Below are 22,084 nucleotides of genomic sequence, written 5' to 3'. Positions count from 1 at the left end.
CCGCCGAGCAGATTGGACGGGATGTCTCGCTGTGCGTCCGCGGTGTGTCCGGCGACGCGTCGGGATCCGGCGGCCCGTCGATCTCGAGTCTCGACTCGAGATGTCGAGTCCTCGCGGCGGCGCCGGCGCTGAAGGCCGCCGCGCCTCGCGGCGCGGGCGCGAACGACGCGCCGCGGCCGTGATCGACGCGCGGCGCGCGGCCGGCTATGGTCGTCGCCCGAGGGCGACCAGATGGCGGCGGAATCAGGCGCGGGTATTGACGGAGGCCAGGGCGATGCCCCTGCCTCCTTCGAGGCGAGGCTCGAGCTCGCGCAGCAGACGAGCGCTCGGCTGCGCGAGGCGATCGGGCAGGCCGTCGTCGGCCAAGGCGACGTCATCGAGCAGACGCTCTGGGGCATCATCGCCGGAGGGCACGTCCTGCTCGAGGGGGCGCCCGGGCTGGGCAAGACGCTCCTCGTCAGGACCATCGCGAGCTGCCTCGATCTCAGGTTCTCGCGCATCCAGTTCACCCCGGATCTCATGCCGAGCGACGTGACCGGGACCAACGTGCTCGTCTCGGCCGCGGACGGCTCGCGCCACTTCTCGCTGCACAGGGGGCCGATCTTCGGGCAGGTGATCCTGGCCGACGAGATCAACCGGGCGACGCCGAAGACGCAGAGCGCGCTGCTCGAGGCGATGCAGGAGCACGCGTGCACCATCGCGGGCACGCGGTACGCGATGGAGGAGCCGTTCTTCGTGCTGGCCACCGAGAACCCGATCGAGATGGAGGGGACCTACCCGCTGCCGGAGGCGCAGCTCGATCGGTTCCTGCTCAAGGTGCTCGTGCCGAGCCCGACCGAGGACGAGCTGACCGAGATCCTCGCGCGGACCACGGGCCACGATCGCGGGCCGCCGCCGCGGGTGCTCACCCGCGACGACGTGCTGTCGCTCCGCTCGCTCTGCCGCGACGTCGCGGTCGCCGAGCCGGTCATGCGGTACGCGTCGCGGCTCACGCGGGCGAGCGATCCTTCCGCCGAGGGGGCGCCCGAGATCGTGCGCAGGGCGCTCCGGTTCGGCGCCGGGGTGCGCGGCGCGCAGTCGCTGGTGCTGGCCGCGAAGGCCGTGGCGCTGCTCCAGGGCAGGGCGCACGTCGCCTTCGCCGACGTGCAGCGGGTCGCGAAGCCGGTGCTCCGCCATCGCATGATCCGTTCCTTCGAGGGCGAGGCGGAGGGGATCACGACCGATCAGGTGATCTCCGCGCTCCTCGCGGCGGTCGAGGCGCGGCCCGAGGCCGTGGCGCAGGCGATCCGCCGATGAGGCGCGGCGCTGACGCGCGGGGGAGGGCGCGCCGGGTCGCTCGCGCGGCGCGGACCGCGGCCGGCGCGGCGTGGCTCGCGGCGCTCTCGGCGGCGGGGCCCGCGCTCGCGCAGGCGCCGGCGCCGGGCGCGCCGGAGCTCGCCGTCGACGCCGCGCCCGTGTTCGGGACGAGCGGCGCGGTGCCCTGGGGGTGGAACCAGGTCGTCGTGCGCATCCAGAACAACGGCGGCAAGGCGGCTCGAGGGGACGTCGAGGTCTCGTCGACGCGCTACGGCGAGCACCGCGTCTTCGTCGCGACGGCGCCGTACACCGTGGCGGCGGGCGCGTCGGTCAACGTGCGCGTGCCGTTGCAGGTGTCGCCCTTCGCCGACGTGCAGGTGCGGGCGCTCGACGAGCGCGGCGCGCAGGTCTCGTCGCACGCGCTCTCGTCGACCATGCAGCACGGCGTGGTGCTGTTCGACGTCAGCGAGACGTCGCTCGTCCGGGGCGGCCTCCACGAGGCGCCGGTCGCGCCGCTGTACCTTCCGACCGGCCGCGGCTCCGGGTCGTCGAGCCCTGTCCTGTGGGTCGGGCAGCCGCGCTACGACAGCGCGACGGGCGATCCGCTGCTGCCCGACCGGGCGGCCCTGTACAGCGCGGCGGACGCCGTGCTCATGCGCACCGACACGCTCTCGAGGTTGCACGGCGCCGAGCTCGAGGCGCTCGCCGGCTACGTGCTCTCCGGCGGCACGCTGGCGCTGGCCGTGGCGCGCCCCGAGGATCTGCGGCACCCGACGCTCGCGGCGCTCGTCGGCGGCCAGGTGGCGAAGGCGGGCGTCGCGCCGCCCACGCTCGTGGAGCTCGCGCCGCCGGCCGCGCCGAGCGGCCTCGGCAAGCAGGGCAACGTGCTCCTGCCCGCGCCGAGCGCGAGCCCCGCGTTGACCGAGGCGCTCTCCGGCTGGTCGGGCGGCAACCTGCGCGCGAGCGCGTACGGCAGCTCGGCGTCCTACGGCCTCGGCGAGGTGCACCTGCTCGCGTTCGACCCGACGCGCCCGCCCGCGTCCAACGACCCGTGGGCGAAGATCCGGGTGGCCGATCTCGCGCGCCGCGCCCACGATCGTCGCTCCACGATCGCCTTCCGCCCGGGGGAGGAGGCGATGGGGCTCGATCTGGATCCGGTGCGGCGGGAGCTCGATCCGAACGAGAGCTCGCGCTGGGCGATCGGGGTCTCCGCGGTGCTGCTCTGCATCTACGCGGTGCTCGCCGGCCCGATCAACTTCGCGCGCGCCGCGCGGCAGGGGAGGCCGCTGCGCGCGCTCCGGCGCCTGCCCGTGTACGCGGCGGTCGCGTTCGCGACGATCGTCGGCGTGGGCCTGATCGCGAAGGGGGTGCGCGGCAGGGCGCGCCACCTCACGCTGATCGAGGCGGGGGCGGGCATCTCGAAGGGCGCGGTGCGGCGGTTCCGCGGCTTCTTCGTCCCGCGCGCGGAGGAGCTCACCGTCCGCACGACCGACGCGAGCGGCGTCATCAGCACGGCGGTGCTGGCCGAGCTCTCGGAGCGGCGCGATCGGCTCCTCGTGGACCGCGACGGGGCCCGTCTGACGAAGGTCGCTGCGCTCCCGTGGCAGACGGTGATCGTCCGCGAGGACGGCGTCGCGCCGCTCGGCGACGGCATCGCGATCGTCGAGGAGCCGAGCGGGGACGTCGTCGTGACCAACCGGAGCGGCCGCGATCTCCGCGGCGGCGTCCTGTGGATCTCGACGGGGGTGGCCCGCTACTTCGCCCGCATCCGGGACGGCGAGCAGGTCTCGTCGCGCGCCGGGCTCGACCTCGGGGCGCACAGCAAGGCGCAGTACTGGCTGTCGCACGTGAGCCTCGGGCGGCGGGTCGGCGGGCTGGATGTCCACGACCTCGGCGGCAGCCTGCTCGGCCCCCTCCTCGAGCCCGACGCCCCGGGGCTCGGCGCCGCGTGGCTGGCGGTCGAGGAGGCGGCCGGGACCGCCGTCGACTGGTTCCCGGCCGGCGTGCCCGTCCTGCTCGGCCAGCTCGACGGCGGCGAGGGGCGCGCGAGCGACTCGGGGCTGCGGATCGAGAGCGACCGCGTGCTCGTGCGGATCGTCGGCTACGGAGGTCGGCCGTGAGCGCCGCGCCGCCCCTCGCGCCGCGGATCGAGCGGCCCGCGCCGACGATCCGCGTCCGTCACCTCTCGCACCGCTTCGGCTCGCTCGACGTGCTCCGGGACGTCACCTTCGACGTGGGCCCCGGCGAGATCTTCGGCTTCATCGGGCCGAACGGCGCGGGCAAGACGACGACGATCCGGGTCATGGCGACCCTGCTCGAGCCGATGGCGGGGCGGGTCGAGATCGACGGCGTCGACGTCACGATCGACCCGGCGGCGGTCCGCCGCAGCATCGGGTACATGCCGGATCACGCCGGCGTCTACGACCGGATCACGGTGCGCGAGTACCTCGAGTTCTTCGCGGACGCGTTCCGGGTGCCGTCGCTCGAGGTGGTCGACGCCGTCCTGGAGCTGACCGATCTCGGCAAGATCCAGGACCGGATCGTCGCCACCATGTCGAAGGGGATGAAGCAGCGCCTCCAGCTCGGGAGGATCCTGCTGCACGACCCCAAGGTCCTCATCCTGGACGAGCCGGCGAGCGATCTCGATCCGCGCGCGCGCATCGAGATCCGCGACCTCTTGCTCGAGCTCCGGAGCCTGGGGAAGACGATCTTCCTCTCCTCGCATATCCTCACGGAGCTCTCCGACGTGTGCACGTCGATCGGGATCCTCGAGAAGGGCCGCCTCGTCGTCGCCGGTCCGATCGGGGAGATCGCGGCGCGCCTCGAGGCGCTGCGCGCCGCGCAGGCGCACGGGCACGCGCCGCCCCGCCACGCCGGCGCGCCCGCGGCGCACGCGTACCCCGCGCCGCCGCCGCCGTACGGCCTCGAGGCAGCTCCGCCTGCGGGCGCGCCGGGGGCTCCGGCCGCGGGCGATCTTGCGCCGGCGGCCGGTCCGCCGCCCGGGTACGGCCCGCACCCGCCCCACGGCGCGGCGCCGGGGGGCGCGGCGCAGGCGGCGGCGTACGCCGGGCTGTCGCCGCTGTCGCGGCGCAAGCTCAAGGTGCGCGTCCTCGGCGAGCCCGAGGCCGCGGCCTACCTGCTCCGGGGCGGGCCGGGGATCACCGACGTCGACATCATCGCGGGCGCCGTGCACGTCGGCTACGTGGGCAACGACGTGAAGATCGCCGAGATCGTGCACCACCTCGTCCGGAGCGGGATCGGCGTGATCGGGGTCGAGCCGGAGCGCAACGAGCTCGAGCGGATCTTCCTCGAGGTCACGCAAGGAGAGGTGCAGTGAGCGTGCAGACTGGCTCCGTGTCGCCCGGCGGTCCGGCGTCGCAGCGGCTCGTCGATCGGGCGAGGCACCGCGCCGCGCGCCTCGTCGGCGAGCCGAACCCGATCTGGATCCGCGAGCTCAAGCAGGCGGCGCGCCTCGCCCGCACGCCGGTGATCCTCCTCGTGTTCGCCGTGCTGATGACGCTGCTCATCGCGTCGATCGGCGGTATCGCCTCGAGGGACGTCGCGCCCGCGAAGACGGGGGTGATCCTGTTCCAGGTCTTCTTCTCGGTGGCGTACTTCGTGGTCGCGCTGGTTGGGCCGGCGGTCGCCGCGAACAGCATCGCCTCGGAGCGCGAGGGCCGCACCTGGGAGGCGGTGCTCCTGACGGGCATCCCGCCCGGCGAGATCGCGCGCGGCAAATTCCTCGCGGCCTACACGGCGATCTCGATGTACGTGGTGATGCTCGCGCCGGTCGGGGCGATGCCGTTCCTGTTCGGCGGGATCACCGCGACCGAGGTGGTGATCGCGTTCGCGTTCCTCTTCCTGCTCGCGCTGCTCAGCGTCGCGTTCGGGCTCGCGATCAGCTCGACCATGGCGAGCCTCCGCGCGGCGATCCTCGTCACGCTGCTGCTCGCGTTCCCCCTGTCGATCTGCCTGTTCATGGCGGGCGGCGCCGGGCTCTCGTACGCGGCGCACCTGGCCTGGCCGGAGGTGCCCGAGGGCCCTCCGATCTGGCTCCCCGTCGCCTACCAGCGCGCGCCCTTCGGCCTCGATTACGCGCTGTTCCTCGTCCTCCTGCCGGTCGCGGCGATCGCCGTCCCGGCCTGGTTCCTGTACCAGGTGACCGTCGCGAACCTCACGAGCGAGAGCGACGATCGCTCCTCCGGCCTGAAGACGTGGTTCGCGGTCTGCACGCCCGTGGTCGCCGCCGCCGCGTCGGTGCCAGCGTTCTCGGTGGATCCGACCGACCGCCTGCCCGCGATCATCGCGGGCATGTGCGCGATGTTCGCGCACCTGACGTTCTGCGTGTTCCTCTTCGCCGGCGAGCCGATCGGCCCGTCGCGCCGCGTCGAGGTGCACTGGGCCCGCAGCCGCGTAAGCCCGCTGCGCCGGTTCCTCGGCCCCGGCGTGGCGCGCTCGGCGTACCTCCTGCTCGCGGTGGGCGTCCCGGCGGTCGTCGCGCTCTGGGCCGTCGGCCACCGGCTCGTCGCCGGCGTGGCCATCGCGTCGCCGGAGATCCAGACGCGGCAGCTCGAGTACTTCGCCGTCTACGCGCTCGCCTTCTACGTGTTCCTCGTCGGGCTCGGCGCCTTCCTCCGCGCGCGGACCGCCTCGCCCATGATCGCGCGCGTGCTGCTGCTGACGCTGCTCTTCGCGATCGCGGTCGGCCCGTGGATCATCGCGGCCATCGCCGGCCTCGTCGCGGAGCTCAGCACCAGCGACAGGGCTCTCCTCGTCGCGGCGCCCTCGCCGTTCTACGCGTTCGCGATGATCTCCAAGGCCACCGAGGGCGATCCGGGGCCCGTCGTGATCGCCGGGTACGCGGCCTCCGTCGGCTGGGTCGCCGCCGGCCTCGGCCTGCTCGCCTCGGCGCGCTCGCGGTGCGCCGCCGTCATCGCGCGGCGCGAGGCAGCCTTCGCCGAGACGAGCGCGCTCCTCGCCCAGGAGGACGAGGCGGCCCTCGCGGCCGAGCAGGCGACTCTGGAGCGCGCCGCCGCGCAAGGGAGCGACGAACCCGCGAGCGCCGCGGGCACCGTCGCTTGAGCACCGGATCTCCCGCGCGCCGTGATTTGAAATCGGACGTGTTCGTGATGTTGTGTGGAAATTTGGATCTCGTCGCGGGAATGCTTCAGGATGCGCTCGCGCGCGGATCTGTCGAAATCTTGAGCGCTCCGGGAGGGCGTGTGAAAAGAGCGCTCGCGCGCTCGAGGTCCGGGAGCGAGAGGGGAATTCGATCCTCGCGTCGCGTCACGACGGCGGCACCACCTCGGCCCGCGGAGGATCGCCTTGCCTTCGCACGAAGACCGCCGATGCGTGGCGCCAGAGCTGAGCGATACCCTGCTGTACGGCACGCCGTACCGGCCTGTGCGCTGGCTCGGGCGAGGCGGGATGGGGGAGGTGATCGAGGCCGCGCACGTGGGCCTCGACAAGCCGGTGGTGGTGAAGCTGCTGCACCGCGATCTCAACCGCGAGCCGCGGCTGGTGGAGCGGATGCGCGTCGAGGCGCAGTCGCTGGCGCGGCTCGCTCACCCCAACCTGGTGACGGTCACCGATTTCGGGCGGACGGCCGAGGGGCGGACGTTCCTCGTCATGGAGCGGCTCCACGGCCGGACGATGCGCGAGGAACTGGGGGCGCGCGGCGCGCTGCCGGCGCTGGAGGCGCTCGACCTGGTGACGCAGACGCTCGCCGGCCTGGCCGCGGCGCATGGCGCGGGCATCGTGCACCGCGACGTGAAGCTCGAGAACCTGTTCGTGTGCGACGCGGACGCGCAGGGGCGGCGTGTGGTGAAGGTGCTCGATTTCGGCATCGCCAAGGTGGTGGCCCCGGGCGGCGACGGTCGCGCGCCGGCGCCGTCGCTCTACCAGACCGAGGAGGGGGTGCTCGTCGGTACGCCGCGCTACCTCTCGCCCGAGCAGGCCTGCGGGCTCGCCGTCGACGCCCGCACCGACGTGTATGCGGCGGGCGTGGTGCTCTACACGCTGCTCGCTGGCCGCGGGCCGTTCGAGCATGTGAGGCCCGTTCACGAGCTGGTGCGCGCGCACGCCAGCGAGGTCCCGGCGCCGCCGTCGTGCTACGCGCCGCGGCCGGTGCCGCCGGAGCTCGACCGCGCCGTGATGCGGGCGCTGGAGAAGCGCCCGGAGCTCCGCTTCCCGGATGCCCCGGCGTTCGCGGCGGAGCTGTCGCGCATCGCCGCGGCGCTGGGCAGCGGGGCGGGGATGGCGTCAGCGGTGGCGCCGGTCGTGCCACCGGGGTTGGGCTGGCAGAGCACGGCGCCGCTGACGGTGCCGCCGGTGCGCGCGGTCGTCGCACCGACGTTGAGCGCGACCGTGGAGGCGTTCGGCCTCACGGCGCCGGGTGGTACGGGGCAGCCCACAGCGCGACCTGCGCAGCTACAGCCCCTGGCGGCGTACGGGGCCGGGGCGAGGCGCGCGCGGCGGCGGGCGGAGCCGAGCCGCGCGGTCATGGCGATGCTGGTGGTGAGCGTGGTGCTGTTTGGCTTCGCCCTGGCGTTCCTGGTGAGCGTCCTGGGTTCACGGCGGCCTTGACGTCGCCGCCGCGTTCGCGGGGAATCTCACCGGGCGCGACGAAGTCGTTACCCTGCGGGCTGTGGGTGGACGGGCAGCGCTGGGTGGAGCGCTCAACCTGGGTGCTGGCGGCCCGGTGGGGTGGAGCGCTCAACCTGGGTGCTGGCGGCCCGGGGAGGTCCCCAACTTGGCGCGGACGGCGGCCGGCTCAACCTGGGTGCGGCGTGGCGCGGACGGCGGCCGGCTCAACCTGGGTCGGCGTGGCGCGGACGGCGGCCGGCTCAACCTGGGTGCGGGTACAGATGCAGGGCGGATGCAAAAGATCGCAACCGCTGCATCCATCCAGAGCCGACGGCGTAGCCATGGACATCACCCGCTTCTTCCAGGAACGCGGCACGATGGCGGGCAGGGTCGATTTCATGCCGGGTCGGCCCGCCGGGCCACGCCGCGCTCGCGGCCATGGTCCGGGCCGCCGGCGCGTGCAGGCATCGCCAGGTCCCGTCACGCCCCTGACGGCAGAGGGACCCGATGTCGGTGATTCCTGGCGCCCGCCGTTGTATCGCTGCGGAGGGGTCGTGATGCTTGGGTGCGTGGTGGCGACGGCTGGGTGGGGTATCTTCGGGGCTATGCCGTGGCCCCGCCCCCGAGTGAGCTCCGAGGTGCCGCGCGCCCGCCAGCGCGCCTTCAACGCTGGGCCGCGGCGCGCTCGCCGGAGCGCTGCCACGGCGTCCGCCGCGCCGTCTTCACAGCAGCGGTCGAGGCAGGTCGCCTCGGGAGCGCGCCCATGACAATGCGGAGCCTTGGACCGGGTGCTCGATGCGCTCCTGCCCACGCGGGGCAGCAGCGCGGCTTTTGCGCGTGGCGAGAGGGGCAGGCATGACCAACAGGAACGCGAACAAGAGCTCGCCAGGGCAGCCGGCGGGTCAGGGCGCTGCGGGCGACGCCGCTCCGCAGCAGCATCCGCCGCCGCTGCCGCAGCAGCCGTCGCGCGGGTACGACGCGCCGAACTTCGCACCGCAGGAGCACCCTCTGCTCGCGCAGCAACGCGCGCTCTCGCAGGATCCACGCCGCAGGCCTGACGAGGGGGTGCCTGGCCCCGCCGCAGCGCCGCCCGCCGAGCGAGCGATGCCGTGGGGCGATCCCAGGCCGCGTCGCCGGCAGGATCGCGAGGCGGGGCCGAGCGACAAGCAGGTGTACGTCCCTCCGGTCACCCTGCCCCCGAACCGAGAGCACCAGGCCATGGATCTGCAAAAGATCCAGGTGGCGCCGTCGCTGTTGAAGGGCGTTGACGAACGGAACCGCCCGACGATGCGCCGGATCCCGGTGCATGGCATGCCCCCCCCGCCCGGCGCTCCCGATGGGCAGGGCGGCGTGCGCCCCGGCGGCGTGCGCACGGCGCGCGTCGGCGTGGGTAGCGGCGTCTGGCCACCGCCCGAGGAGCCCCGGAAGCAGCGACCGCTCGCGGCGCCGGCCCCCCAGCCCGTCGCCGCCGCGCCTCGGCCGGGGGTGCCTCCGAACGCGGGGGTGCCTCCGAACGCCGCGCGGCCCGATCCCGCCACCGCTGCCGCCGCCGCTGCCCTCGCGGTGCGCCGCCGCGGCGCGCCGCTCGGCCTGTTCGCGCTGCTCGTGTTCCTGGGGAGCGCGACCGTCGCGGGCTTCTGGGTGCTGTGGCGCGCCGCCAATCCGCCGAGCGGCCAAGACGCGGCGCGGGTCGACGAGGTCCGCGGGCCGGCGCCCGAGCCAGGCGTCGCGACGCCCGCGCCGAGCGCGTTGCCCGAGCAGCAGCCGCCCGCGACGGCGCCGCCTCCGGTGGCGACCGTCGAGCAGCCGCCGCCGGTCGCGGAGCCGCCGCCTCCCGCCGCGACGGAGGCGCCATCGGCCGTGCCGTCGCCCAGCGCGTCGCCCGCGCCCCCCAGGCCGGTGGCCGCCGCCCGTCCGCCTTCGACGCGTCCCGCGGTGCAGGCGAAGCGCCCCCCCAAGGCTCCCCCGACGCCGGAAGACGTCTACGAACCGACCGTGAGCACGCCGAACCCACCACAGGCCCTGCCGTCCGCGCCCGCTGCGTTGCCCTCAGCGCCCCCGGGGACAACCGCTCCCCCGCGTCCATTCCCCTGAGGAATCGCCTCTCCGGATCGCAATCCCGCGGCAGCCATCATGCGAAAGTCATTCTTGAAATTCCCTCCTCTGTTCCTGATGTGCGCCGCGGTCCTCCTGGGGTCCAGCGCCGCGAGCGCGACCGGCAAGGTGCGGCTGATGCCCAGCTCTCCGACCGATGGCGTGCCTGCGACCTCGCCCGCGGGCGAGCGCGCCGCGCAGCTCTACCGGGAGGGGAACCAGTTCTACGACGAGGGGAGGTTCGCCGAGGCCGAGGCGCGGTATCAGGCGGCGTGGGATCTCCAGCAGAGCTTCGATGTCGCGGGCAATCTCGGGAACGTCGAGCTGGAGGTGAATCAGCCTCGCGAGGCGGCCGAGCACCTCCTGTACGCCCTCGACACGTTTCCGCTCGGCGAGAAGCTAGAGAAGAGGAGCTTTCTCCAGAAGCGGCTCGCCGAGGCCAAGTCGCAGGTCGGTACGCTCCGGATCAGCGTGAACGTCGATGACGCCGAGGTGCTCATCGACGGCAAGCTCATCGGGCACTCGCCCCTGGATACCCAGGTGTTCGTCGACCCTGGCAAGCGCACCCTCGAGGCGCGCCGCGCCGGCGCGAGGACGTCGACGTCGCTGTTCGTGGCGCGGGGCTCGGACCAGCGCATCGCGCTGAGCCTCGACACGGGCCCGAACATCCCGCTGGTGGTCGCGGGCGGAGCGGTCGGGCTGCTCGGGGTCGCCTCAGGCGTGACCTTCGCGATCCTCTCCACGGCGAAGGCCAGGTCCGCGGACGGGGAGCCATCCGGCAGCGCGAGTCGCCTCGACCTGCGCGACTCCCAGACCACGCTCGCCAACGTCTCCTTCTGGAGCTTCATCGGCGGCGGCGTGGTTCTCGCCGGGACCGCCGTGTACGCGCTCACCACCTCGAGCCGCACGGCGAGCCCGAACACGGGGCTCGCCCGCTTTCACGCCGCGCCCCTCGTGACCTCCGAGGCGAAGGGCTTGCTGCTCGGCGCGAGCTTCTAGACGGCGCCGCGCGCGCCGGAGATCGCGCTGACCTCCACGGCGCTGTCGGCTACAGCCCGGTCATCGGAGCGCGTGGCACGCTCCGCCACGCGCTTCCCGCTCGTCGCCTCACCGTGGTTGAAAGTAGCGTCCTACCTGCTCGCGGTACTCCTCGGGGACATCGCTTCGTTCGACACCGCCGATCTCCTGAGGACCCACGACGCCGAGCGCGCCCTCGCCCTGCACGTTGGCGGTGTCCCCGGCGCGCCCTGCGGTCCGGCCCATCACGATCCCCGGCATCGGTCGTCCCGGGTTGAGCCTCGCGCTGGCGCGTGAGCGCAGCTCGCCCCCGGCGATCGCGCCGGTCTGCCCGTCGTGGCTGCCCGGCCCACCCCCCTCCGAGTGGCCTGGCTGCGCGGGCCCTCGGTTGCCGGAGCCGCCAGCCGGCGAGCCCTGCTGCCCGCCCTGGCCGGGACCTCCGCTGCCGCGGCCCGAGGGGCTCGATCCGCCCGCGACCGGCATCGGAAGAGGCGTCCCCCCGAGCTGCCCCTCGGCCTCGTCCGCGCCGCGCTGCGCATCGTCGAGGGCGCGCTGGCGCTCCGACTCCTCGCTCCTCGGGCCTCCTTCCTGGGCCATCCGGCGCAGATGCTCCTCGAGCAGCCGCTGGCCCTCGGGCGTCGCGAGCTGCCGCGCGAGCTGGCGCATCTGCTCGTCCGACGTGGGCTCCCCCGGCGCGCCGTCAGGGGACCTCGCGATCTGCTGCTTCAAGCGGTCGGCGAGCTGCTTGCGCTCCTCGGGGCTCAGCTTCTCCAGCGCCTTCTCGAGGCTGTCTGCGAGCCGCCGCGCGTCCCTGTCGCTCCCGGTCCGGCCGAGGTCGCCGAGCGCCTCGCGCCCCTCGTCGCCGAGGGACTCGCCGAGCGCCTCGGCCAGCTCCCGCAGCTTGTCGGCCTGCTCCCCGCGCTGATCCAGCAGCTTGCGTTGCTCCTCGAGCGCCTTCGCCACGCCGGGGGCGCCGGCCCTCTTCGCGGCCTCGGCGGCCTCCTCGAGCGTCTTCCTGGCGCGCGCGCGGTCGTCTTTTTCGAGCCTGTTCGCGAGCCGCTCCATCTCCTCGTCGAACGCCACGAGGTCGCGGTCGCCGAGCGCCTTCGCGGCGCGCCTCAGCTCGGGATCCTCTCCGAGCTTGCCGAGCGCCGATTCCATTCCCTGGCGCTGCTCGCCCTCGCCGAGCGACAGGCGCTCGGCCGTGATCGCGTCGCGGAGCCTGCCGATGTCGGCCTGCGCCTCGCGGCGCTCGACGCCGCTCCGGAGCTTTTGCCGGAGCGCGTTCGCGTCCTCGGCGAGCTTCTTGAGCCGCTCGCGCTGCGCTGCGTCCCGGGCGTCGATCTCGGCGAGCTGGATCACCCGTTCCAGCCCGGCGATCTCGGCGAGGCGCACCTGCTCGGCCCCCGGAGGGGGCGCGGCTGCCGCTGGGGCAGGCGGCAGCGGCAGCCAGCTGAGGTAACCGATGACGGCCGCGGCGAGCGGCGCGCCGGCGTGCCAGGGGCGCCACAGGGGCGCGCGGACCTGCTGCGCGGTCGCGCCCTCGAGCGCCGCTGCGGCGTGGGCGAGCACGACCTCCTGCGCCGCCGAGGCGCTGCCCCGGGGCGCGCCAACCTGGGTGCGCTCCGCCGCCGCGCCCCGGGGCGCGCCAACCTGGGTGCGCTCCGCCGCCGTGAGCTCCACGGCCGTCGAGATCGACTCGGAGGAGCCGAGCTTGCCATCCAGGAACAACGCCACGTTCGGGTCAGACCACCGCCGCCGCCGCGCCGCTGCTGCGCCGGCCGCCGCACCGAGCAGCCCGCCCGCCGCCATCCAGGGGCGAAGCGCGCCGTGCCGCGCCTGCCACGCCGCCGCTGCCCCTGCCGCGCCGAGCACCATTCCGGCGGCGGCGCCGGTGAGGATCAGCTCCAGCGCGAGGCGCCGCCGGACGCGCCGAGACCAGCGAGCGAACGCGGCGCTGAACCTTCGCCGGGGAGACGTATCCGCCATGCTCTCGATGTGTACCCGTGGGCCGACGCGCCGGCCAGCGCCGCCTCGGGATCGATCCCCGCGTCGTCGTCGCGCCCAGGCCTGGCCCGGCGCCCGCAGTGAGCGCCTCGCGCCGTGGCGGGCAACCCGCGCGCGCGGGGCGGCGTCGCTCGGGCGAGCGGCGCCGCCCTGCCAGCGGAGCTCACCTCGCGCACATCGCGAGCGAGCCACTCACTGGACGAAGCACCATTTCAAGTGAAATGACGCGAGCTCGAGGCGCGCCGGGACAACGTCCTGGGCACTCCCGAGCAGATGCAATCCGCAGTCGGAGAAAGAGAAATCGCATTCGTGGGGCTCTTGCTGAGACGTCCGGAGCGTGGCCGGACAAGAGCCATAGAAAAGATCATCGTCGACGTACATTCGCATGTTCACGACAGCAGCGTCGCCGCCTTTGCGCTTGCTGCCGAGCAGGTGGAGATCGAGGTAGTAGAAGCCCCTCCTGCCCTTCGAGTGGTCGACCAGCTCCAGATTGGTTTCTCCATTGAGGAGAGAGCAGTCGACGTCCCAGCCGTCGTCGAATCTGGGCACAGGCTGCTTGCCGTCATCGCCCGTGTCAAGGACCAACGCCTCGCCGTCCACGGTCACGACCGCCTTGCCGTAGGCCTCGGGGAGCTTCGGGCTGGTGGAGCACCCGAACGGCGAGAGCGAGAGCACAAGGCCTTGGGCGAGGAGGGTTCGGTGCATGGAAGGTCTCCAGCAGCATGGCGGGCGAGAGCATCGCACGAGATCGACAACCATGAACGCGCGCAATGTGGTTGATCCATGTGCCGTGCCAGATGTCAACCGGAAACGGCGGGCCCACGGTGAGGGCCTTGTTGGACCTGACCCAGGTTGCCTGAAGACCTGACCTACGTTGCGTACAAATCGGTCGCTCCCGTGGGGACGCCACCGCCCTTCGCGGTGTCACTCGACCGGGGGAGACTGCCGTCCTGCCGTCCCGGTGCGCCTGCCTGCCCCACAACCCTTCTCAGCAGCGGGCGGCGAGCGCACCGTCGAGACGTTGCTCGCTCTCCACCCGCTCTGCGGGGGGGCTCACTGGCGGAAGTGGCGGAAAGGGGTGGCGGCCGCCAGATCCTCTCAGCGCCAACCATGCGAAATGATTCGCGCGAGACCCCGGCACGCCCTTGGCACTATGGGCGGCCATGAGCCAGCCTCGCCCTGTTGTCGCCGGTGCCACGTATCTCCTCACGCGACGCGCGCTGCGTCGGCATCTGCTCTTCCGACCTGACGCGGCGATGACTCAGTTGATCGTCTATGCGCTCGCGGTTTCGGCCAAGCGTTATGGCATTCGCGTGCACGCGTTATGCGCCATGTCCACGCACCTGCACATCGTCGTCACAGACGTAGATGGCGTGCTCCCGCGTTTCCTGCAGTTTTTTCACCGCCTCGTGGCGCTGGGAACCAAGGCGATCCGAGCATGGGAGGGCCCGGTATGGGGGCACGAAGCGACGAGCGCGGTCCGGCTTATAACACGAGCGGCCCTCGTGGAGAAGATCTCCTATACCCTGGCGAATCCGGTGGGGGCGGGACTCGTGCGACGTGCGCGGGAGTGGCCGGGGGCGAAGGTCCTCGTCGGCGAGCTCGGTCGCGGCGTGCTGCGGGCGAAGCGACCCGACGTCTACTTCGACCCGAGCAACCCAGCATGGCCCGAGGACGCTGCCATCGCGCTCACGCTTCCGCCTTCCGTAGCGGAGGATGACGCGGACGTCTTCCGCCGCGAGGTGGGTGCAGAGCTCGGGCGGCAGGAAGCGGAGGCACGCGCCGCGATGCACCGCAAGGGGCATCGATTCCTCGGACCGGACCGCGTATGCATGATCTCGCCTGACGATCGAGCTGCGTCCTTCGAGCCGTCACGCGGCTTCAATCCCACGTTCGCGGTGGGAAGAGGACATGCCGACGTACGAAGAATCGCGTCTGCTGCTGTACGAGCGTTTCGCACGGCGTATCGCGAAGCGCTCGAGCGATGGCGCGCCGGTCTGCGTGGCGCGGTATTCCCGGCAGAGACGTGGTGGATGCGCGTATTCCACGGCGCGACCGTCGGCGACGCCGTGCTTGTTCTCTAAATCGGTCGAGCTGGCACGCCGCGAGGCGAGCGAATGCCGATCTGAACACTGGAGCGCGATTCGAGTGCGAGCGTCGCGGCGCGCTGCGTTCGTGTGCACGGTTGTGACCTGAGAATGGCGTGCAGCCGCCTCGGTTGCGCGTCATGCAGCTGCCTGGCTGCGTGTGCGCGATGTGCCGGAGAATGAGCGTCGCCCTCCCGGCTCCTCGCGCGTCTCTGTTGTGCTCGATCAGGGCTTGAGCACGACCTTCACGCAACCTTCCTTCTTCGCATTGAAGAGGTCGTACCCCCGGGCTGCCTCCGCGAGCGGCAGCCGATGCGTTATGATGTTGTCGGCGCGGAGCTTGCCCTCCTTGATCCATCCGAGGAGCTTATCCACGTGCTTGTGGACAGGAGCCTGGCCGAAGCGCAGGGTCACGCCTTTGTCAAAGAGCTGCCCGCGTGGAAAGTTGTCATATGGCATGCCGTACACGCCGACGACGCTGACGATCCCGCCCCGGCGGACCGCGCTCACGGCCAGCTTGAGCGCGACAAATGAGCCGATCTGACCGTGAACGACGTTGGAGATCTTCTCGAGCGGCGTCCGGTGTGCCTCCATCGCCACAGCATCGATGCAGATGTCCGCGCCGCGACCGTTCGTCGCCGTCCGGATGAACTCGAGCGCGACGCGCGATTCCACGTTGACCGTCTGGGCCGAGGCGACGTCGCGCGCCTTCTCCAGCCCGTACTCCTCCCGATCGACACCGATCACGCGCGCCGCGCCGCGGAGCCAGGCGCACTTCATCGCCATGATGCCCGCCGGTCCGCAGCCGATCACGGCCACCGTCTCTCCGCCCTGCATTCCAGCCCAATCCACGGCCGTGTAGCCGGTAGGGAGGATATCGGTCAGGAACAGGACCTGCTCGTCCGTCACGTTGGCGTCGATCTTGCGCGGCCCCACGTCCGCGAACGGCACACGGACATACTCTGCCTGACCGCCGGCGTATCCGCCATAAAGCTCGGTATAGCCGAAGAGCCCGCCCCCTTTCGAGTCCTGCGGAAAGACCCCATTGTAATATGCAGATCCGAGCCGCAGATGGCCGTGCTCGTCACCCGCACGATCGCATCGGTCGCCCGCACGAGGACCGGGTTGTCGACGGTGTCCACGCTGACACGCTTCGGGCTGTGAAATACCAGCGCCTTCATTCGCCCTCCTGACCTACGCCGTGGGACCGGGGCGAGGTGTCTGCAACCGGTATGCCTCTATGCGGCATCGGCCCACGTAATCGCTCGCAACGCGCCGAGCCGCAGGACCTGGAAGCCCATAACCGGGGCGAACGCCTGGCTGACGGGGGAGCCTCGTGCTCGGTGCCGGGGCGCGTGCCCCGGTTCGGTGGATTCAGGAGAGGCCCGCGCGCGAGATGCGCCGCGCCGCCGAGCAGGGCTGCCCGCCGCAGCGGGCGGGCGCATTCACGGGAACAGCGGCGTGCAGAGCGGATAGAAGGCGGAGAAATCAGGCCGCTGCAGAAAGACCGTGACGACCTCGTCGTAGCGGGTCATCCCGGACTTGCCCGCCATGACGGTCGTCGGGGCCTGACAGCCCCCGTAACCCTCGAGGGAGACGTCCTTGCACACGCTGGTCTTCAAGTTCGTCAGGTCGCGACACGGGCCGAGGAAGCTGAGGCTGCAGTCGGCCTTCGACGCGCACGTCCGCTCCGGTGCGAAGGCGCTCGCGTCGTCAGCGCACGAAAGCTGGAGCAAGGAGCCGCCGCACGAATACATCCGCGAGCCGATGTCGCCAAGCTCGTCGCGCTTGCCGAGCGGCTGGAACACGTTGCCGAAGAAGGAGATCTCTTCCTGCTGATAGGCGCGCCGCTCCGCGCTGTCCGTGGCCAGCGCTGGATTCCTTCCGCGCAATGAGATGGCCACCTCGACGCCGTACCCGTTCACGTGCGCGAGCAGGCACGCCGTCACCCAGCGCTGCGCCTTCTCGGGGAGCGGGCCGCGCAACCAGTCGGGCGCGAGGCCGATCCTCCCGTCGAAACGATACGTCGTCGAGTTCACCGTGCCGACCAGCGACTGCCCCTCGGGAAGCGCGCAGCCGATGGTGTAGCGAAGGAGCTCACGACCATCCTCGTCCAGCAGCAGGTCTGTCGTGGCCAGCTTCCTGCCGTCGGCCGAGAGGCGGTTCATCGAGAGGCCGTTCATCGAGAGGCGGTTCATCGAGAGGCGGTTCATCGAGAGGCGGTTCGTCGAGACAATCGCCTCCTCCGAGGTGCCCACGGCCTCCTCGGAGCTTGGATCGGCGCTGGACGCACAGCCGAACAAGGCAAGGCAGGGAATCGCAAGGACAGCTCGTCGCGCGCTGAAGTTCATGGGGTCGCCTCTCTTTTCGAGTGCCGAGGGGTTTTCCGCGATTCCTGCAATCGTCGGGCCACGCCTGACGACGCCCGCCCCTTCCCACCCGACCGAGGTTGAACGCCGCCGGCCCAGAACTGCCGGTCCGCCGCCAGGCTCGGCGCACCCAGGTTGCGCCCGCTCCGCACCCAGGTTGCGCCCGCTGGACCGAGGCCGATCCGGGTACACCCAGGTTGAGCTCGGCAACCTCGGCAAGGCTGAGCTCGGTTCAGCGCCGCAGAGGCATCTCCCCCGCCCTCCTCCCCAGCATTGAGGCGAAATGCCTCAGCCTGAACGCCGGCCGATCCACCCCCCGTCCCATTGCGTGATTTCGCCGCGCATTCTCCCCCTGGATCACCCAAACGGAACTTTTACGCCGCGACACGCTCCCGCCACGCTGAGGCGATTTGCACCGTCCTCCAGACGCTCACCCGCGCGCAGCTTTCGTCACTCGCTCTGCGTCAGCGCGCCGTCCTGCGCATCGCCGTCCGCCGGCTCAGGCAATCGCGGCAGCAGCGCCGCCACCGCCTCGAAGCGCGGCTGCCACATGCGGCACGCGACCAGCACGGGCCTGGCCTTGCCGAGCGCCGCCGACGCCTCCTGGTGGCGCCCGGCCGAGGCGGCCGTGCGCGCGTGGAAGTACAGCACCTCGAGCAGCTCCTCCACCGGCAAGGTGCGCTCCGCGAAGCCCGTGAGCGCGTCCCAGCCGTCCTCCAGGTCCTCCTCCGCCACGCCCCAGCGCGCCTCCGCCGCGAGCACCAGCTTCAGCATGCGGAACAGCGCATACGGCGCCGGCGCCGACGCGTCGGGGCTGCACCGGTCGGCGACCCAGGCGACGAGGCGCGCCGCCTCCCCGAGCTCGCCGCGCGCCGCCTGGATGCGCGCGATGAGCAGCGCGTCGTCCGGGGCCGCGCGCTCCCCGAAGCGCTCGTCGAGCACGCGCGAGCGGCGCGCCAGCGCCAGCGCCTCGTCCTCGCGCCCGCACCAGTGCAGCAGCTCGGCGAGGTTGTGCGTCGCCACGTGCTCCGGCCCAGGGTTGCCGATCTCGCGCGCGAGCTCCACGGCGCGGCTCAGGTCCTGGAGCCCGCGCTCCGGCGCGCTCAGGGCGGCCCACAGGTACGCGCGGTTCGCGTACGCCGAGCAGAGGTGCAGCCGGTCCTTCATCTCCTTGGACAGCGCGATCACCTCGCAGAAGCGCGCCTCCGCGTCGCCGAGCCGGCCCGCGATCACCAGCGCCATCGCCAGCAGCAAGAGCGCGATGACCCGCGTCTCCTGGTCGCCCTCCGCCGCGGCCCCGGCCGAGGCGCGGTCCAGGAGCTCGATCGCCTCCGCCACCCGCTGCTGCCGCCAGCACGAGCGCCCGAGCGCCATGAGCAGGCGGTTCTCCAGCGTCCGATCGCCGAGGCGCTCGACGATCGCCTGGGCCTCCGACGCGCGCGCCGCCGACGTCGCGTAGTCGGTCGCGTGATCGAGCGCCGTCGCCTCCTCGAACAGGAGCTCCGCGGTGAGCCGCCCGTCGCCGAGCTCCCGCGCGAGCTCCCGCGCCAGCGCGAGATCCGCGAGCGCCTCGGGGATCCGGTGCAGGCAGTAGCGCGCCTTGCCGCGGCCGGCGAGCGCGTGCGCGCGCCGTCGCGCGTCGCCCTCCTCGAGCAGCGCGAGCGCGGCCGTGTAGCGCTGGTCGGCCTCGACGTTGTCGTGGCTCGCCGTCGCCCGATCGCCGAGCGCCAGGTGGGCCGCGGCCGCCGGCGCGCGCTCGCCGCACGCCGCCGCGTGCCGCGCCAGGTGCGCGAGCCCCCGCCGGTCCGGCGCGCGGGGATCCACGCGCGCCCGCCACCACGCGAACGCGTGCGCGTGGATCGCCTGGCGCTGCGCGGGCGCGAGCCCGTCGTAGACCGCATCCCGGAACGTCGCGCTCTCGAACGCGTGGATGCCGCGCTCGCCGCGCACGAGCAGGCCCAGCCCGCACAGCGCGCCCAGGCCGACCCCGGCGTCCATCGGCGTGCTCGCCCCGCCCGCCTGGTCGATCGCGTCCTGGATCTCCTCCACCTCCTCGCGCGTGAAGTCGGGCCCGAGCGCGGAGCAGAGCCGTACGCACGCCGAGAGCTCGGGCGAGAGCGCGTCGAGCCGGCGCGCGGCGAGCCACTGCCACACCGGCAGCGGCGGGAGCTGATCGAGCGCGGCGGTCGCCACGTAGAAGGCCCCGGTCGGGCGCTGCTGGACCACGCCCGCGCGCTTCAGCGCGCGGACGAGCTCCGTCAGGCTGGAGGGGTTGTACCCGGACCAGCGCGCGAGCTGCCGGAGCGCGGCCTCGGGCGGGTACTCGGCGGGCAAGAGGAGCGCGGCGGCGAGCCTCATCGCGTCCTGCTCCGAGAGCCGCCCGAGCGCCGCGCGATCGTGCCGCTCGGCGCGCGCGCCCCAGCTCCGGCGCATGTCCTCGAACCTCGGGTGCGCCGCCACGACCACCCAGAGAGGGCAGCCCGGCGCGTCGAGCGTCGCGAACTCGAGCGCGTCGAGCGCCGCGTCGTCGGCCCAGTGCGCGTCGTCGAGGAGGACCGCGACCGGCGCCTCGCGCGCGCGGCGCCGGAGCCCCTCGGCGATCGCCCGCATCGTGCTCTGCCGCAGCGACCAGGAGGACGCGCCGGTCTGCTCCGGCGGCATCCACCCGAGCGCCGCGGCCACCGCCTTCCACGCCTCCTCGGCGAGCTCCTCGCCGAGCCGCTCCGCGCAGAACGCCCGCGGATCCGCGGGCGGCGCGCCCACGTCCGCCTCGAGCACGCGGGCGAGCAGCTCGCTCGACGCGCGCACGCCCGCGAGCGGCTGCGCCGCGCGCAGCGCGATGACCTGCGCCCGCTCCTGCATGCGCAGGACGAGCAGCGCCGCCTCGTCCGTGAGGCGCGATTTGCCGAGGCCCGCCTCGCCGATCAGCGTGAACAGGCCAGGGCTCGCGCTGGACATGCTCGCCTCCATGCTCACCGCCAGCGCGCCGACGATCTCGTCGCGGCCGATGAGCGGCGCGGCGCTCGTCGGGGTCGGCGGGTGCTGCGACCGCGCGGCGAGCCGGTAAAACCCAGCGCCCGTCGCGTGCGAGAGCGCCGGGTCGCGCGAGGCGCCGCGGAGCTCGCCCTCGGGCAGCGCCCGCACGAGATCCGCGGTGAGCACGACACCGCCCCATCCGCCGGGAGGCATCCAGGCGTCCGGCTGCTCGACCGGCGCGCCGTAGACCGCCGGCGGCCCCTGCTCCTTGCGGCGCACGATCAGCCCGGCGATGTGCACGGCCGCGCGCCCCGCGTGCCGCTCCTCGATCTCACGGGCGACCGCGATCGCGGCGCTCACCGGATCGTCCGCGTCGACGCCCGAGAACACGCACACGAGCCGGCCCCCGCGCTGCCGCGCCACGAAGCCCTTGCGCGCCGCGACGGCGCCCATCACGACGGCGGACGCGCTCTTCGCCTCCGCCACGAGCACGACCGCGGGCTGCCGCCCCTCGGTGAGCAGCGCGCCGCGCGCGGGCGGCGCGTTCGGCGCGGGCTGCGCGTCGGCCGGGCAAGCCCGCGCGAGCGCGCCCCGCAGCGCGACGACGTCGCGCGGGCGGCGCTCGGGCTCCTTCGCGAGGCAGGAGAGGACGAGCCTCTCGAGCTCCTCGGGCACCGCCGCGAACTCGTGGGGGCGAGGGGGGCGCAGCGTGAGGTGCCCGTGCTCGATCTCGCCCCGGTCGCCGGCGAACGGGAGCCGCAGCGTCAGCAGCTCGTAGAGGATCACGCCGAACGCGTAGATGTCCGTGCGCTCGTCCTGGACCGGATCGCCGCGGATCTGCTCCGGGGCCATGTACTCCGGGGTGCCGACGATCGTCCCGCGGGCCGTGAGGCCGTCTTCACCGCGCGGCTCCTGCGCGCGCGCGTGCTTCGTCAGGCCGAAGTCGAGGAGCGCGAGGCGCCGTCCGCCCTCGGCGACGAGGAGGTTCTCCGGCTTCAGGTCGCGGTGGATCACGCTCTTCGCGTGCGCCGCCTCGAGCGCCTCGAGGATGGCCGCGGCCGTGGCCACGACGTCGGCGGCGGCCGGCGGGGCCTCGAGGTCCGCGAGCACGTCGGCGAGCGTCCTGCCGCGGACGAGCTCCATCGCGATGAACGGCCGCCCGTCGGCGAGCGCCCCGTGCTCGTGCATCCGGGGCACGTGCGGCGGCCCCACCCGCTCGAGCGCCTCGGCGTCCCGCCGGAACCGCTCCGCCATGGTCGGGCTTGCCCACCGCCCCACCTTGAGCGCCACCGGCTCGCCGCCGCCCGCCCGCGCCGCCTCCCACACCGTCGCGAAGCCGCCGGCGCCGAGGACCCTCAGCGGCGTCAGGCCGGGCAGCGACGGCGCGGGATCCTGCGCCGGGTCGGGGGTGCGGCTCGGCGGGAGCCAGGCGTCGCGCGGGCAGGGCTTCGCGCCGGCAACGCGGCGATGGCAGAGCGGACAGCGGGGCAAGCTGCCTCCTTGGGCAAGAGCTTACCCCGTCCGACGCGCTGGACGAGCACCTCATCCACCCGGACCACCTCGATGGAACGAGGTGTGCTTATTCCGCGAGGGTGTGGCAAGAGACCGTTCGCTCTTTGGTCCTGACGCAGGGCGGTGCGCCTCCGCAAGCCT

Annotated in this window: 12 protein-coding genes and 1 pseudogene; 8 read left to right on the top strand and 5 right to left on the bottom strand. The window is 73.1% G+C overall.

The window, feature by feature from the left end:
* Positions 1–231 precede the first annotated feature (231 nt).
* The 7 genes from WME96_RS38195 (at position 232) to WME96_RS38165 (ending at position 10,974) form a co-directional block, all read left to right on the top strand.
* Entirely contained in the window at positions 232–1,296 is a 1,065-nt protein-coding gene (locus WME96_RS38195) for an AAA family ATPase (RefSeq protein ID WP_437286490.1), read from the top strand.
* On the top strand, positions 1,293–3,416 hold the full coding sequence (locus tag WME96_RS38190; RefSeq protein WP_437286489.1) for a hypothetical protein: 2,124 nt from the start codon (positions 1,293–1,295) through the stop codon (positions 3,414–3,416). The genes WME96_RS38195 and WME96_RS38190 overlap by 4 nt, the downstream gene beginning before the upstream one ends.
* Positions 3,413–4,633: an ABC transporter ATP-binding protein gene (locus tag WME96_RS38185; RefSeq protein ID WP_437286488.1), complete on the top strand. Its 1,221-nt coding sequence runs from the start codon at positions 3,413–3,415 to the stop codon at positions 4,631–4,633. The genes WME96_RS38190 and WME96_RS38185 overlap by 4 nt, the downstream gene beginning before the upstream one ends.
* Positions 4,630–6,378: an ABC transporter permease gene (locus tag WME96_RS38180; RefSeq protein WP_437286487.1), complete on the top strand. Its 1,749-nt coding sequence runs from the start codon at positions 4,630–4,632 to the stop codon at positions 6,376–6,378. Before WME96_RS38185 ends, WME96_RS38180 begins: the two co-directional genes overlap by 4 nt.
* Before the next feature lie 270 nt (positions 6,379–6,648).
* Positions 6,649–7,881, top strand: coding sequence for a serine/threonine-protein kinase (locus WME96_RS38175; RefSeq protein WP_437286486.1), 1,233 nt, complete (start codon positions 6,649–6,651; stop codon positions 7,879–7,881).
* Positions 7,882–8,736: 855 nt separating this feature from the next.
* Positions 8,737–9,975, top strand: a complete 1,239-nt coding sequence (locus WME96_RS38170; RefSeq protein ID WP_437286485.1) for a hypothetical protein — start codon at positions 8,737–8,739, stop codon at positions 9,973–9,975.
* Between the two features lie 54 nt (positions 9,976–10,029).
* Positions 10,030–10,974, top strand: a complete 945-nt coding sequence (locus WME96_RS38165; protein ID WP_437286484.1) for a hypothetical protein — start codon at positions 10,030–10,032, stop codon at positions 10,972–10,974.
* Positions 10,975–11,082: 108 nt separating this feature from the next.
* Here WME96_RS38165 and WME96_RS38160 read toward each other — a convergent pair whose 3' ends face one another.
* Positions 11,083–12,981 (bottom strand): hypothetical protein, encoded by a 1,899-nt coding sequence (locus WME96_RS38160; protein WP_437286483.1) that lies wholly within the window; start codon positions 12,979–12,981, stop codon positions 11,083–11,085.
* Positions 12,982–13,191: 210 nt separating this feature from the next.
* The gene (locus tag WME96_RS38155; protein ID WP_437286482.1) at positions 13,192–13,704 is read right to left on the bottom strand and encodes a hypothetical protein; all 513 of its coding nucleotides are present in this window, start codon (positions 13,702–13,704) and stop codon (positions 13,192–13,194) included.
* Between the two features lie 458 nt (positions 13,705–14,162).
* On the opposite strand from WME96_RS38155, the gene WME96_RS38150 reads away from it, so the two are divergent.
* Positions 14,163–15,083, top strand: coding sequence for a transposase (locus WME96_RS38150; protein WP_437286481.1), 921 nt, complete (start codon positions 14,163–14,165; stop codon positions 15,081–15,083).
* A 228-nt stretch (positions 15,084–15,311) separates the two neighbouring features.
* On the opposite strand, the pseudogene WME96_RS38145 reads toward WME96_RS38150, so the two are convergent.
* The 3 genes and pseudogenes from WME96_RS38145 to WME96_RS38135 all read right to left on the bottom strand — a co-directional run bounded on the left by WME96_RS38145 (position 15,312) and on the right by WME96_RS38135 (position 21,922).
* Positions 15,312–16,267: pseudogene (locus tag WME96_RS38145) on the bottom strand (zinc-binding dehydrogenase).
* Between the two features lie 264 nt (positions 16,268–16,531).
* Positions 16,532–17,344 (bottom strand): hypothetical protein, encoded by an 813-nt coding sequence (locus WME96_RS38140; RefSeq protein ID WP_437286480.1) that lies wholly within the window; start codon positions 17,342–17,344, stop codon positions 16,532–16,534.
* A gap of 561 nt (positions 17,345–17,905) precedes the next feature.
* Complete coding sequence (locus WME96_RS38135) at positions 17,906–21,922, bottom strand: protein kinase domain-containing protein (RefSeq protein ID WP_437286479.1); 4,017 nt, start codon at positions 21,920–21,922, stop codon at positions 17,906–17,908.
* Between the last annotated feature and the right edge of the window lie 162 nt (positions 21,923–22,084).

The organism is Sorangium sp. So ce406 (assembly GCF_051474675.1).
In the GTDB taxonomy this organism is placed as follows: Bacteria; Myxococcota_A; Polyangia; order Polyangiales; family Polyangiaceae; genus Sorangium; species Sorangium cellulosum_G.
This window is presented reverse-complemented; position numbering and strand designations above follow the sequence as displayed.

Coding starts and splice junctions, on each gene's coding strand:
- WME96_RS38170 (WP_437286485.1), top strand. CDS start 8,737: ATGACCAACAGGAACGCGAACAAGAGCTCGCCAGGGCAGCCGGCGGGT.
- WME96_RS38150 (WP_437286481.1), top strand. CDS start 14,163: ATGAGCCAGCCTCGCCCTGTTGTCGCCGGTGCCACGTATCTCCTCACG.
- WME96_RS38155 (WP_437286482.1), bottom strand. CDS start 13,704: ATGCACCGAACCCTCCTCGCCCAAGGCCTTGTGCTCTCGCTCTCGCCG.
- WME96_RS38195 (WP_437286490.1), top strand. CDS start 232: ATGGCGGCGGAATCAGGCGCGGGTATTGACGGAGGCCAGGGCGATGCC.
- WME96_RS38160 (WP_437286483.1), bottom strand. CDS start 12,981: ATGGCGGATACGTCTCCCCGGCGAAGGTTCAGCGCCGCGTTCGCTCGC.
- WME96_RS38190 (WP_437286489.1), top strand. CDS start 1,293: ATGAGGCGCGGCGCTGACGCGCGGGGGAGGGCGCGCCGGGTCGCTCGC.